The organism is Massilia pseudoviolaceinigra, from assembly GCF_030846505.1.
Taxonomy (GTDB): Bacteria; Pseudomonadota; Gammaproteobacteria; order Burkholderiales; family Burkholderiaceae_D; genus Telluria_A; species Telluria_A violaceinigra.
The window spans coordinates 74,463-86,547 of the sequence record NZ_JAVCWL010000027.1; the positions used below are offsets into that span (position 1 = coordinate 74,463).

Consider the following 12,085-nt stretch of genomic DNA (forward strand, 5'->3'; position numbering starts at 1 on the left):
ACCGATGGATATCGACCAGCACCCAAGCGTTCGCCTTGATCGTGCGAATGATCGCGAAGAGGCGGCCAGCCCACCAGGGCTGCTCATGCCGGCGCAGTCACGGCCGGATGCGGCCGCCGCCGGCAGGGGGTGCTGCTTACGACCCGCTACCGGCCTTTGCCGCGGGTGCTTGCTCATCGGCCGGCGCCAGGGTTCCGGCCACGGCACCAGCCGCATCGGCCCCGGGCGCCGGATCCGGCGGCAAGGCACCGATCTGGCGCGCGCTGTCCGATTGCTGGTCGAGGCTGACTTCTTCGGCAACCGCGAAGCGGCCGTCGGGATCGTCGCCATCGGTCGGCAGCAGCGAGGCGGAACGTGGCGCGGCCGCAGCCTTCGCGCTGGGCAGGGCAGGGACGGCGGACGGCGCCGCCGTTGTTTGCTGGTCGGTTGGGTTGGCTGGCATCATGCCTCCTATATAAGCGATCTTCCGATTGGATGATCGCCACGGCCGAAAGTTCAACGCGCCGCCGGCATCGCCTTATTTGCCGGGCCCGGGACGCCGCCAGTTCTTGGCAACGATCGCCCCCAGGATCAGACAGTAGGAAAGCAGCCGCAGCAGGAAGTGGAAGGGCGAGTCTTCGCTCATCGCCGGCGCGAGGCTGGCGTAGATGCGGTGGCCGCCCTCGATCAGGAAAGAGAGCGCGAAATACAGGAAAAAACGGTCGCCCGAACTGCGCCAGAAACGCAGGAAAAACAGGCCGATCACGATCGAGCCCATGGCGCCGGCCCCGGCCAGCATCAAATCCATCGCTTACTCCTTTTCGTAAATCAGGCCGTACAGCAGCAGGGACACCGAGATCAGCGCCGTGACCAGGCGCAGCGTGAGCAAATCCATGTGAGGGAGAACCAGCTTGTCGAGGATCAGAATCAGGTTGTTGAGGGTCATGCCGCCAAAGCACAGGCCGCTCCAGAACAGCAGGCGGTGACCGGTGCGCGCGTAGCTGGCCAGCAGCAGCCAGGCGCAGGCGAGCGAGGTGAACATGCAAAGACCGTAGATTGCCGCAGCCATTACGATTCCTTTCGCCATGTAAACGCATCGGCAAACTGCTGTGCCTTGCGATCGAGTTTGGAGTGAATCAGATGGGTGACGTCGACCAGGCGGCGCGCGTACAGGTCCGCCAGCGCGTCGATGACCTGGCCCAGCGCCGCCGTGGCGGGCTGGTAGCGGAATACCGGCTCGCTGCCGGCGCGACGCAGGGTGACGGTCATGCCGGATCGCGACAGGTCCGCGAGCAGTGCGGCGGCCAGCTTGTCGCCGATGTAGAGCCGCTCGGCCACCGCCTGCGTGGTCCAGTCCTGCTGCGCGCCGGAGCGCAATAGCAGCAGCGCCTCCAGGTGGGGCACGGAGGCGATGCTGGTCAGTACGAAGCGACGCAGCTCTTCGGGAATCGGTTGGGGCACCATGATGTGAAAGAATCCATTGCGCCAAGCTGAGCCAACGCGGTCCAAAATGCGTATTTTAGACGATTTTGCTTATCAAGTAAGCATCATTTTTGTTGCAATCTTGCCTCCCATACCATCGGGCGCCGCTGGCGGCACGTTGCGCGTCAGCTGGAACGCGGTCAGTGCGGCAACGCCAATCAGCAGCAGTCCCATGGAGCGCGCTAGCAGCAGGGCGGCGCCGGGGCGCCGTTCCAGCCAGCCGCCGGCACTGCCGCTCAGCAAGGCGAGGGCGCCGTAGACGCCCGCCTGGGTCAGCGCCGTGATCGCCCCCAGCACCGCCGACTGGGCCCACAGCGGTTGCGGCCCGGGATGGAGGAATTGGGGAAAGATGGCCAGCATGAACAGGTAGGCTTTCGGGTTGAGCAGGCTGGTGCCGAGCGCGCGGCGGAAGGTGGCGCCCGTAGCGCATGCCGCGCCCGGCAGGCGCGCGGTTCCCGGCGCACTGCTGCGCAGGAAGCTCAGGCCAATCCACGCCGTGTACAGCGCGCCGGCGCCAAGCATCGCGTTGAACAGCGCCGGCCACAGCGCCAGCACCGCCGCCGCGCCCAGCGCGCCCATGGCCAGATGGCAAAAGCCGCCGCTGACGATGCCGGCCACTGCGGCCAGCCCGGCGCGCCGCCCGCCCAGCACCGCGCTGCCCATGACGAACGCCATGTCCAGGCCGGGCAGGGCGATGATGCCGAACACCACCACGAAGTACAGCCAAAGGTTGGTGGCGTCGTTCATGCCGCTGCCATCGTGGCGGACCGGGCCGGCGCGGTGACGCTGGCGGCGCTGACCCAGCGCAGGCGCGAGCGGCGGCCGGGGTCGAGCACCAGCAGCTCAGGCGGCGCGGCCAGCATGGCGGCCCTGGCCAGTTCGCCGGCGGCCGCGTCGAACGCGGGGCGCAGGGCGGCCAGCGCGGCGTCGTCGCTCAGGATACCGAGCCAGACCAGGGCCGCTCCCGCGGCGCGCTCGCCGAGCGTGGCCAGGATGCCCGCTTCGATCACGCCGCGGCCATGGTAAGCGGCGAAACAGCGCTCGGCGGCGCGTTCGCAGGCATCCATCCGGCCCGGCGCCACTTGGAAAAGCTGGGCGACGACGATGCCCTGTGCGTCGCCGCCCATGGGCAGTGGTGCGATGCCGGTATCCGGGTGGAGCGGCTTGAGCAACAGGGCCTCGGTGCGGATGAACCCATCGGCGCTGTGCGCCTGTTCGTCGAAGGCGCGGCCGATCCTGGCGCACGCCGTCCGCGTGCGAAAGCCGCGCAGCCAGGCGAAGCCGTCCGGCCGGCCGCGTTCGCAAAAATGGCCGAACGCCATGCCGCCCAGGTGCTGGAAGGCGTGCGCCAGCGTGTCGTCGAAACGGCGCGCGACGTTGGCGCGCGCGCCGGGCGAGATCGTGTAGCGGAGCAATTCAATCACGGGGAAATGGTCGTTCTGGTGTGGGCTCGTCATGTTGTGCTCTCTTTCCTGTTGATGAAACATCGACAAGCGACAGCGTAGATTCAAAACAGGACAGAATTCGCCCTATTAATCTGATATCGTTACACCATGTACCATCCCACCACCCGCGTGCTGGCAGTGCTCGAACTGCTGCAAACCCATGGCCGCCTGAGCGGCGCCGAGATGTCGGCGCGCCTGGCCGTCGATACGCGCACCTTGCGCCGCTACATCGTCACGCTCGAAGAGATGGGCATTCCCATCACCACCGAGCGCGGGCGTCACGGCGGCTATGCGCTGATGGCCGGCTTCAAGCTGCCGCCGATGATGTTCACCAATGACGAAGCGCTGGCCCTGGCGATCGGCCTGCTGGCCGCGCGCAGCCTGGGCTTTGCCGAGGCCGCGCCGGCGGTTTCCAGCGCGCAGGCCAAGCTCGAACGCATCATGCCGGCCAACCTCAAGCAGCGGGTGCGCGCCATCGATGAAACCGTGCGCCTCGACATGATGCGCACCGTGGTCCCGACCGATAACGATGCCCTCGTCACGCTCAGTTCGGCTGCGCTGGCACAGCAGCGCGTGCACCTGCGCTACCGCGCGCCCGACGGCAGCGAGACCGAGCGCGGCTTCGACGCCTACGGGCTGGCGTTTCGCGCCGGCTGCTGGTACGTGATCGGCATGTGCCACCTGCGCGCCGGGATGCGCTCGTTCCGGCTCGACCGCATCGTGAAGGCCGAGCCGCGTCCGGTCTCGTTTGCGCGCCCGTCCGGTTTCGACGCGCTCGGCTACCTGACCCGCTCGATGGCAACGATGCCGCGCGCGCATCCGGTCGAGGTGCTGCTGCGCACCGACCTGAAAACAGCCAGCGCGCATTTCTTCGACGCGCTCGGCGTGTTCGAGCAGATCGATGAAGGCGTGCTCCTGCGCTGCAGCACCGACCATCCGGACTGGTTCGCCGGGCACCTGGCGGGAATGCCGTTCGAGTTCGAGGTGCGCACGCCGGACATCCTGCGCGACAGCGTGGCCAGATTAGGTGAACGACTGCTTCGCATGGCGGGCGCGCTCCGCTAGAATGCGTCGCTCATCATTTCAATTTGGAAAACATGATTCAGAAAACACTGGCCGGTCTCGTCCTCGGATGGACGATGCTGGCAGCCGGCAGCGCATTTGCCGGCGGCTGTCCCGCACATTACGTCGACGGGCGCCTGCCCGAAATCCGCAATCCCAAACTGGCCAAAGCGACCACCGAACTTTGCTACGGCGTGTTCGGCGTCATGCATTCGGGGATCACGCGTACGCCGCTGTGGTCGGCCGAGCGCTTGCGTCCGGAAAACCTGAAGCTGGCCAAGAAGCTCTCGCGCGACGATTCCTTCCATGCCGAGGAACGCCTGGCCCCGTCGCAGCGCGCCGAGCTGTCCGACTACGCCCGCAGCGGCTTCGACCGCGGCCATATGGCACCCAACGGCAACATGCCGGACCGGCGCACCCAGCACGAGAGTTTCACGCTGGCGAACATGGTGCCGCAAGATGCCGACAACAACCGCCACCTGTGGGCCGGACTCGAAGGCCGGGTGCGCGACATGGTCAGGAAGGAAGGCACCTTGTATGTGATCACCGGCCCGGCCTTCATCGGCGGGCGCTTGAAAAAGGTGGGCAACGTGCTTGTGCCGAGCCATTTGTACAAGGCCGTGTATAGTCCGAGCCAGAAGGCGGGCGCGGCCTGGCTGGTGGAAAACCGTTCGACGGACGAGCTGGACGTGATGACGATTGCCGAACTGGAAGAAAAGATAGGCATCAATTTGCTGCCGTCGCTGAGCGGCCGGCAAAAGTCCGCGATGCTGGACTTGCCGCAACCGAAACAAAAGAAATCGCGCCGCTGGCCGTTTTGAACTTCAAGGGAGACGCAATGAGCAGCAAGAAGCAGAGTTTTGTACCGTACGCCAACGAAGCCGATGTGGTTTCAGTCGGCAAGCTGATGATCGAAAACCGGCTCGACCGGGTTACGCTCAGCGGCGATGTGGATCTGACCGCCGATAAAATTGGGCTGGCGCACGCGCGCCGGCTGCAAGAAGTGCTGGGCGAGATCGTCGCCAAGCTTGACGCGATGACCTTGCCCGCCGAGCTGCCGCCACCTGCTGTGGGCGAGGTGGACAACCCGTTCAACTGAGCGCATGACGGTTGCACTCGTCGTCACGCGGCCCGATACCGAGCAATGGTGGCAGTGGTTTACCGTCGCTATCGCCGTGGAAGAGGTGTATCGGCGCGACTGGATGCCTGGAGCGGCCGCGACAGCGGCGGTCTGGCTGCCGCTTCTCCAGGCCGGATGCCCGGTCGAGGGCAAGGACTTTCCCGCGGTGACGATGAATTGCTGACCTTGCGTGGGTGGGCATTGACGCAGCCGTTCGATGAAGCCCGGCGCGAGGCAATCATTGGCAGAATCGATTCGCTGATCGATGCTTTGGGCGAACTGCTGGCTGGCACGGGCGGCGAGGTCGAGGTGTTCATTGGCTAGGTGCACATCGCACTACCAACCCTGACGGCTGGCGGGGGAAAACCTCCATCGAAGGATCCAGGATGCTCTTTCAAGGGCCGAGTTTCTTCAATTGGCTACCTGAGCCAGCCGCTGTCGACAAGGCAGCGGTCAACGGATCGGATTGAACCGTGTACGCAACACCGCTCCGGCCTTGAAAAGCGGCCAGCTACGGATGGGTACATGATTCCACGAGCCGAGACACGTAGATAGGAAAAAGGCGGTATCAGGATATCGATGCCGCCTTTTACGTTTCAGGCCTGAGCTTCAGCCCGTGCCTATCAGCAAGTCAGATTAGGACCGGTGGGTACGCCCAAGTTCTGGGTGAAGGTCGTGTAGTAATTCACCCGGGTCTGCATCTGTGCCGGCCCCTGGTACTCGGTGCCGCCTGCGCATTCGCGATTGCCGTTGATGGCATTGATGGTCTGGCCGAAACCGTATCCGCCCACCATCGAGTCATGCGCCGACCTGCCGGCGCGGCCCGGTTGGGTCATCCAGTACCAGACCGCACTTCTCCAGGCGATGGTGGCGTTGGTGGCCAACAGTTCCGGATTGTTCACCAGTTGCTCGCCCAGGCCCATGGCGTTGCCCAGACTGCGGTAGTTCGAGGTCCAGCTGATCTGGATCGGGCCGCGGCCGAAGTACTGGTCGACCATGTTGGTGCTCTTGCAGGTGACGCGTACCCAGTTCACGTCGCAGTACATGGGCCAGTTGGCGGTGTTGTATTCCCTGACTGCCTTCAGGTTGTCCGACTCGTGCTGCAGGTTGGCGAAGAAGGCGGCCACTTCCTGCTTGTTCAGGGTAGCGTTGCCCGACTTGGCAAAGCTTGGATAGTAAGCTGCTGCAGCGACGAAGTCGGCGTATTGGTAGAACGAATTGCGGCTGGGGAACCATGCTTCGAACTGAGCTTTTGACAGGCCGGCAAAACTACCTCCGGGGTCGGGAGTCGGCGTCGGCGTTGGCGTCGTGCTGTCACAATTAGTTTGCTGCCAATACCAGGTGCTAATGGTGGGATCAGTACCGTCGGAGCCGTTGGTGCCGCTATTGACGACCTTGTAGAAATTGCCGTTAGCCGGGTACTTCACCACGGTGCCCACGCTGTAGTTCACTCCTGCGCTCCAGGTCTGGGATGAACAGGTCGGTGTCGGGGTGGGTGTCGGCGTCGGCGTCGGCGTCGGCGTCGGGGTGGGTGTCGGGGTGGGTGTCGGGGTCGGGGTCGGTGTCGGTGTGGGCGTGGTGCCGCACGAGCCACTCACCGTCCATGGCTTGCCACTTCCAGCGGCCCCGCTGTTGGTCGATGGATTGTCGCCCTGCGTCCAGTAGGCGGCCGTGTAGTTGATCCCCCCGTAGCTGGCCGATTTGCCGCCATCATAGACGGTGGCGCTGTTCCACGCTGCGTTACAGACGCTCGTTGCCGCTAACATCTTGCTTTGGGATGACTGGGTACCGGTGGACGAATTGCCGTCGCCGCCGCCGCCGCACGCGGCCAGCGACCCGCCCAGTACGCTGATGATCAGGCTGTTGATGATTGTTCTGTTCAATTGAGGCTCCCTATCAAATTGTCGGGGCACTTACGTGCCGGAGATAAACCAGGTCGTTCCGTGTGCCGCGCGTCACTTCGTGCCCGCGCGTGATTGCGGAATCGGTTTACGCGACAATTCCGATGTTTTATATGCAAGATCGGTATACCAATATAACACCAATAATCGGATATATGCATACCAAGCTGGAGGAAATTAATACCAAATTGGGCCACTGAGGAAATCAGAGGGACCGTCATGCCTTCCAGGGCAAAACGCTGAAGCAGAAAAATCCTCACCCCATCTATAGCATGGCGTGGGCTGCGCGGACGATTGCCCGCTTGGGCGGGTGGACCGGCTACGCCCGCGAGGCCAAGTCCGACCCGATCACCATGCTGCACGGGCTGCAGCGCTTCGATGGAATGGTGCAGGGATGGAAACTTGCAAAGATATGGGCATGGCATAGCGCCTGCGCGGGAAGTCATTTCTGCCAATGGCAGGAATGACGGAGCCAAGTTCTCGGGCAATAATGGCTTAACTTGACGGCATTCAGGACGATCGTGAAGTCTAGGCTGGTCGTGCCCGCCACATCCATTTCAGCTATGTCAACGACACCGTTCCGGGCGTAAGCAGTCAGTCGGCAATGACCATGGCGGTGCCGGTGCCACGCGTCTGGACGCCGCAACGCTTTGCGTAACGTGCCTTAACGAACATCACTGGCGCTGTTGCCTGGCGTTGATATGGGGCTTGCTGCGCGAGACAACTGCGTTACCGAAATGCGCACCTGCGCTGCGGCGCCAGGATTCGCCGGCGGGTCGAGTACCCACGCGTACTGCAAGGTGATCCATCCAGGCTGTGCTTGCCCATTCCGTCGCGCCGGTGAATAGTCGCAACTAAGGATATAGGCCGATGAGCGGTCAATCAGGCGAATGCCGCTCGACTTCATGATTTTGGTGTCCGAAATCCTGCCATCGGCCCGCACCAGAGCGTCGATGCGGACCGTACCGTCTGCCTGTTCGCCCGAAACATTTGCGGGCTGCAATGGCTTTACGCAGCCGATCAATTGCGCCTCGACGTCCGCTTCCTGTGCCATCGCGTGTCCGGCGCCGAGTGCAAGCAACGCCAGCGGCCCGGCAAACCGGCTTATCGGCCACATCGATAATGTCCTGCTCCGCATCTTGAACCCGCATGAAATTCCAAATGTGCAATGTAGCACAGGGACCGGCGCTTGCGCAGTCCGGCGCTGCAGCACATCGCTCTCGGGCACCGGGCCGAGTCCGGCCTCCAGCATCGCCTTTCGGTCATTGCCCCCAGAACGCGTCTTCTTGTGGAGGAACGCTTCGCACAGTGGCATCCGGTGGCTGACTATGCCGGCGAACTCGGTTACACCGAGAAAACGCTGGCGCGTGCCGTGATGGCATCCATGGGCATGTCGGCCAAAGTCTTCATCGCAACGCGGATCGCTCTGGAAGCGAAGCGTCCGCTTGTTCATACGGACTGGTCCGTCCTCAACATCGCCGAGCAGCTGGGTTTCGACGAGCCCACCAATTTCAGCAAGTTCTTCAAGCGCGAGGCCGGGTGCACACCGATGCAATTTCGCCGCCGCCAAACAAGCTTCTGAACTGTCGATCCAGCCAGCTTCACGCTGGTGGATGAGGCGGACAACCCGTTCAACTGAACCACGGCGGTGTTGGTCTGATAGGGTGACGCAAGCGGCTTGTACCCGTGAACCGGCCATGTTCTCATCCAGGCCTGACACTGCCGTGCACAATGATAGAATCGTCGGCGGTGCACCTCAGACCAGCGAACTCTCTTAGATTGCCGCCGCCATGACCACGAAAGTCCACGCGCACGCCGATACCGTCTCAATGTCGCGCGCCAGCGCCGACGCGCCAGCACAGGCGGTGTTGGATAGCGGCATGCCCTTGACCGACAGGCGACCCAGCACCGCAAGCCAGGCGCTAATCCAGGCATCCATGCATCAAGGCCCAAGGGCCCACCAATTGCGGGCCATGCAGGCCGTGGCCGACGGCGGCAATCAACGACGGCGCCAGACCGTGCCGGTATCTCCTGCGTCGCGCGCGACGTCGACAGCGTCATCGACGGGTGCCGGTGTCGCTCAGTTGGTTAAGGCGGAAATACGCGACGACATGCCGCAGGATGTGAAAAGTGCTGTTGAATTTCTGAATTTTGTGGAGAGTTTTCCCTCTTACGCGGGAGATACCGCCTTAGCGGTAGAGCGCGAGATCGCGGTGCTTGAGAATAGCCCGTTCGCCGAGCATTGCAAGGCACTGATCGATTCCATCAAGCAGAAACTGCCGGCGAAAGTCGAGGCAGTGGACTTGGAAAGCAAGCGTATCCACAGTATCTGGGTCGAGGGCGAGTATGCCACGAATGAAGAGTTTCGACATGGCATCGCCACTCGCAAGGGTACCAAGGCAGCGGGATGGCAAAACCTGATCTGGGTGTACAAGAACGCCAGGGAGAACGACGCGGGTTTCGAGGTCGTCGACCGATTGAAATTTCGCGCCGTCAGTATCGATGATTTCGGGCTGAAGGAGGTGGATTTTTCGGCGACGATGGCATTGTGGGAAGACCGGCCGGACTGGGTAGGTAAGTTCATGCCGATACTCGATATTCTGCTGGCGAAAAAATCTTACGTCGCAATGAGCGATATCATGCGCATGATCATCCTCTTTTACTCGGGCGGATTGTATCAGGACGTGAAGATCGAACTTGCTTCGCCTCAAGCGCAGTTTTTCGATACACCGAAAGTCAATACGGACAAACTGCAACTGGTCGATGGCGGGCCGAACACCGAAAACTGGGCAATGGTGGCACAGGCCGGCTGCGGCATGATTGACAAAATCATGAAGGCGACGCTGGCACAGTTTCCGAAGCCTGAAAAGCTGGAACAGATGCCGGAGAACTATTCCATCGACGGCAAAATCGGCCAGTCCCACGTTGATTTGCACGAAGATATGGGGCCTTGGAATCAAATCGGAAAGCATTTGGGCCAGGCTGACCGCATCGAGCGGGTCAACGATTCTCTGAAGCTTGACAATCCCCGACCCCTCAATTCGTGGGCTGATCCCGTGAACGACAACTTCGCCTGGGATTGAGCGGCGAACCAGGGCGCTTGCCGCGCCCGCGCCGGGCGTCAGGCGCTCGCCGACAGCATTGCCCACCGCACAGGTGATGTGTCATGTTGAGCTGCCAAAGCACCACCAGGCCAGGGGCAAGGATAGCTGCGTCGTGCCACCGTGCCACGCTGGCACGACGCGCTCCACGTACGTCGCCTAACGCTGCAGCACATAGCTTCCCGGCGCCGGACCAAGGCCATCCTGCGGCACGCGCGCGGGCACGCGGGGCTGGATCGACACCGTATCGAGCCAGTGGACCCACTCGGGCCACCAGGAACCATCGCGTTCGCTGGCCCGGTCCCGCCAGCGCTCGGGATCGATGTAGCAATCGCCAGGCCGGCGGCGCGCCGTGTAGTAGCGGCGTGCGCGGTGCCCCGGCTCGCTGACGATGCCCGCGTTATGGCCGCCGCTGGTCAGCACGAAATGCACGTCGCACGATGAAATCAGGTGCATCTTGTACACCGAGCGCCATGGCGATACATGGTCCGTCATGGCCGCCACGGTAAACAGCGGCGCGCGGATGTCGCCCAGCGCGACCGGCCGCCCGTCCACCTGGTAGCGCCCAGAAAACAGGTCATTGTTGAGGAACAGCTTGCGCAGGTAATCGCTGTGCATGCGATAAGGCATGCGCGTGGCGTCGGCGTTCCAGGCCATCAGGTCCGTCATCGGCGCGCGCCGCCCCAGCAGATACTGGTTGACCGCCACCGACCACACCAGGTCGTTCGAGCGCAGCAGGCGGAAGGCGCCGGCCATCTGCCGGTTGTCGAGGTAGCCTTGCTGCCACATCAGGTCTTCGAGAAAGGCCACCTGGCTTTCATCGATGAACAGCATCAGTTCGCCGGCCTCGCTGAAGTCGGTCTGGGCGGCCAGCAGGGTCATCGAATTGATCTGCGCCTCGCCCTCGCAGCCGAGCGAAGCGACGGCGATCGACAGCAGCGTGCCGCCGAGACAATAACCGGCGGTGTTGATGCGCTGGCCGGGCGCGACCCCGCGAATGTGCCCGAGCGCGGCCATGACGCCATCGCGCAGATAGTCGTCCATGCCGAGGTCGCGGTCGCCGGCGTCGGGATTGCGCCATGAGATCATGAATACCGTATGCCCTTGCCCGACGAGGTAGCGAACCAGCGAATTGCCGGGCGAGAGGTCGAGAATGTAATACTTCATGATCCAGGCCGGCACGATCAGCATCGGCTCGGCATGCACGCTGGCGCAGCCTTCCACCGGGGCATACTGGATCAGTTCGATCAGGTGATTGCGGAACACGACCCGGCCCGGCGTCACCGCGACCTCGATGCCTGGCCGGAATGCTTCGGCACCCTGCGGCGGCGAGCCCGTCAGGCTGCGCCAGACATCGTCCGTCAGGTTCACCGCGCCGCGCACGAAGTTGGCACCGGCCTCGCGCACGGCGGCCTCGCTCAGCTCGGGATTGGTGGCCACGAAGTTGAGCGGCGAGGCCAGGTCGAGCAGCTGGCGCGCGGTGAAGGCGACCACGTCCTCATGGTGGCGGCTGACGCCATCGATACCGGTGGTGGCGTTGTGCCACCATTGCTGGTTGAGCAGAAACGCCTGCTGCATCAGGTCGTAGGGCCAGCGCTGCCAGGCCGCGCTGCGAAAGCGCCGGTCCTGCGCCAGCGGTTCGATGCACGGCGCCGGCGCTTGGCCCAGCGTGCGGCGGCGCGCATAGTCGAGCCAGCGCACGTCCTTGGTCCAGGCTTTCTGCAGCAGGCGCTGCCACTTGCCGGGCGATTGCAACAGGTTGAGCAGCCAGTCGGCATGCGCCAGCGCCAGGCTGGTCGGCGACATGCCCTGCGTCGCTTGCGCCTGCATTGCGTGCAGGAAGCGGTCGAGTGGCGTGAGCGGTTCGATGTCGGGCGGCGCCGGTGCCTGCGGTATCCCGCTGCGTTCGGTCAGCTCGGTCAGGGTGATGGACGGCACTGCCATTGCGGTTTCCTCCTGAGCCCACATGCGGGCAAAACTCAAGCTTCGACTTCG

At 63.3% G+C, this 12,085-nt stretch carries 16 protein-coding genes; 7 read left to right on the plus strand and 9 right to left on the minus strand.

Annotation, left to right across the window (positions count from 1 at the left end; genetic code table 11):
- Window positions 1–136 precede the first annotated feature (136 nt).
- The 6 genes from RBA40_RS23835 to RBA40_RS23860 all read right to left on the minus strand — a co-directional run bounded on the left by RBA40_RS23835 (window position 137) and on the right by RBA40_RS23860 (window position 2,918).
- Window positions 137–445, minus strand: a complete 309-nt coding sequence (locus RBA40_RS23835; protein WP_306650514.1) for a hypothetical protein — start codon at window positions 443–445, stop codon at window positions 137–139.
- A 72-nt stretch (window positions 446–517) separates the two neighbouring features.
- Entirely contained in the window at window positions 518–787 is a 270-nt protein-coding gene (locus tag RBA40_RS23840; protein ID WP_306650515.1) for a DUF5985 family protein, read from the minus strand.
- A 3-nt stretch (window positions 788–790) separates the two neighbouring features.
- Window positions 791–1,048 (minus strand): DUF5985 family protein, encoded by a 258-nt coding sequence (locus tag RBA40_RS23845; RefSeq protein ID WP_306650516.1) that lies wholly within the window; start codon window positions 1,046–1,048, stop codon window positions 791–793.
- On the minus strand, window positions 1,048–1,443 hold the full coding sequence (locus RBA40_RS23850) for a hypothetical protein (RefSeq protein ID WP_306650518.1): 396 nt from the start codon (window positions 1,441–1,443) through the stop codon (window positions 1,048–1,050). Before RBA40_RS23850 ends, RBA40_RS23845 begins: the two co-directional genes overlap by 1 nt.
- Before the next feature lie 72 nt (window positions 1,444–1,515).
- Window positions 1,516–2,208: a LysE family translocator gene (locus RBA40_RS23855; RefSeq protein WP_306650520.1), complete on the minus strand. Its 693-nt coding sequence runs from the start codon at window positions 2,206–2,208 to the stop codon at window positions 1,516–1,518.
- Window positions 2,205–2,918: a hypothetical protein gene (locus RBA40_RS23860; RefSeq protein ID WP_306650522.1), complete on the minus strand. Its 714-nt coding sequence runs from the start codon at window positions 2,916–2,918 to the stop codon at window positions 2,205–2,207. The genes RBA40_RS23855 and RBA40_RS23860 overlap by 4 nt, the downstream gene beginning before the upstream one ends.
- A gap of 96 nt (window positions 2,919–3,014) precedes the next feature.
- Here RBA40_RS23860 and RBA40_RS23865 point away from each other — a divergent pair, with 96 nt between their 5' ends.
- Genes RBA40_RS23865 through RBA40_RS23885 form a run of 5 tightly spaced genes read left to right on the plus strand, consistent with a single transcriptional unit; the run spans window position 3,015 to window position 5,412 of the window.
- Window positions 3,015–3,971: a helix-turn-helix transcriptional regulator gene (locus RBA40_RS23865; RefSeq protein ID WP_306650524.1), complete on the plus strand. Its 957-nt coding sequence runs from the start codon at window positions 3,015–3,017 to the stop codon at window positions 3,969–3,971.
- A 32-nt stretch (window positions 3,972–4,003) separates the two neighbouring features.
- A complete protein-coding gene (locus tag RBA40_RS23870; RefSeq protein WP_099882680.1) occupies window positions 4,004–4,789 on the plus strand; it encodes a DNA/RNA non-specific endonuclease in 786 nt (261 codons plus the stop codon).
- Window positions 4,790–4,806: 17 nt separating this feature from the next.
- Complete coding sequence (locus tag RBA40_RS23875) at window positions 4,807–5,067, plus strand: hypothetical protein (RefSeq protein WP_306650526.1); 261 nt, start codon at window positions 4,807–4,809, stop codon at window positions 5,065–5,067.
- 4 nt (window positions 5,068–5,071) lie between these two features.
- A complete protein-coding gene (locus RBA40_RS23880; protein ID WP_306650527.1) occupies window positions 5,072–5,272 on the plus strand; it encodes a hypothetical protein in 201 nt (66 codons plus the stop codon).
- Window positions 5,266–5,412, plus strand: a complete 147-nt coding sequence (locus RBA40_RS23885; protein WP_306650529.1) for a hypothetical protein — start codon at window positions 5,266–5,268, stop codon at window positions 5,410–5,412. Before RBA40_RS23880 ends, RBA40_RS23885 begins: the two co-directional genes overlap by 7 nt.
- Before the next feature lie 299 nt (window positions 5,413–5,711).
- Here RBA40_RS23885 and RBA40_RS23890 read toward each other — a convergent pair whose 3' ends face one another.
- Window positions 5,712–6,971 (minus strand): glycoside hydrolase family 19 protein, encoded by a 1,260-nt coding sequence (locus RBA40_RS23890; RefSeq protein WP_306650531.1) that lies wholly within the window; start codon window positions 6,969–6,971, stop codon window positions 5,712–5,714.
- 682 nt (window positions 6,972–7,653) lie between these two features.
- Window positions 7,654–8,106, minus strand: a complete 453-nt coding sequence (locus tag RBA40_RS23895; protein ID WP_306650533.1) for an energy transducer TonB — start codon at window positions 8,104–8,106, stop codon at window positions 7,654–7,656.
- Window positions 8,107–8,178: 72 nt separating this feature from the next.
- Here RBA40_RS23895 and RBA40_RS23900 point away from each other — a divergent pair, with 72 nt between their 5' ends.
- Entirely contained in the window at window positions 8,179–8,571 is a 393-nt protein-coding gene (locus RBA40_RS23900; RefSeq protein ID WP_306650534.1) for a helix-turn-helix domain-containing protein, read from the plus strand.
- Between the two features lie 208 nt (window positions 8,572–8,779).
- Window positions 8,780–10,072, plus strand: a complete 1,293-nt coding sequence (locus tag RBA40_RS23905; protein ID WP_306650535.1) for a glycosyltransferase family 32 protein — start codon at window positions 8,780–8,782, stop codon at window positions 10,070–10,072.
- Window positions 10,073–10,249: 177 nt separating this feature from the next.
- Here the strand turns inward: RBA40_RS23905 and RBA40_RS23910 are convergent, their stop codons facing one another.
- Complete coding sequence (locus RBA40_RS23910) at window positions 10,250–12,034, minus strand: PHA/PHB synthase family protein (RefSeq protein WP_306650537.1); 1,785 nt, start codon at window positions 12,032–12,034, stop codon at window positions 10,250–10,252.
- Window positions 12,035–12,085: the final 51 nt, after the last annotated feature.

Coding starts and splice junctions, on each gene's coding strand:
- RBA40_RS23875 (WP_306650526.1), top strand. CDS start 4,807: ATGAGCAGCAAGAAGCAGAGTTTTGTACCGTACGCCAACGAAGCCGAT.
- RBA40_RS23895 (WP_306650533.1), bottom strand. CDS start 8,106: ATGTGGCCGATAAGCCGGTTTGCCGGGCCGCTGGCGTTGCTTGCACTC.
- RBA40_RS23860 (WP_306650522.1), bottom strand. CDS start 2,918: ATGACGAGCCCACACCAGAACGACCATTTCCCCGTGATTGAATTGCTC.
- RBA40_RS23840 (WP_306650515.1), bottom strand. CDS start 787: ATGGATTTGATGCTGGCCGGGGCCGGCGCCATGGGCTCGATCGTGATC.
- RBA40_RS23905 (WP_306650535.1), top strand. CDS start 8,780: ATGACCACGAAAGTCCACGCGCACGCCGATACCGTCTCAATGTCGCGC.
- RBA40_RS23850 (WP_306650518.1), bottom strand. CDS start 1,443: ATGGTGCCCCAACCGATTCCCGAAGAGCTGCGTCGCTTCGTACTGACC.
- RBA40_RS23835 (WP_306650514.1), bottom strand. CDS start 445: ATGATGCCAGCCAACCCAACCGACCAGCAAACAACGGCGGCGCCGTCC.
- RBA40_RS23910 (WP_306650537.1), bottom strand. CDS start 12,034: ATGGCAGTGCCGTCCATCACCCTGACCGAGCTGACCGAACGCAGCGGG.
- RBA40_RS23855 (WP_306650520.1), bottom strand. CDS start 2,208: ATGAACGACGCCACCAACCTTTGGCTGTACTTCGTGGTGGTGTTCGGC.
- RBA40_RS23870 (WP_099882680.1), top strand. CDS start 4,004: ATGATTCAGAAAACACTGGCCGGTCTCGTCCTCGGATGGACGATGCTG.
- RBA40_RS23880 (WP_306650527.1), top strand. CDS start 5,072: ATGACGGTTGCACTCGTCGTCACGCGGCCCGATACCGAGCAATGGTGG.
- RBA40_RS23845 (WP_306650516.1), bottom strand. CDS start 1,048: ATGGCTGCGGCAATCTACGGTCTTTGCATGTTCACCTCGCTCGCCTGC.
- RBA40_RS23865 (WP_306650524.1), top strand. CDS start 3,015: ATGTACCATCCCACCACCCGCGTGCTGGCAGTGCTCGAACTGCTGCAA.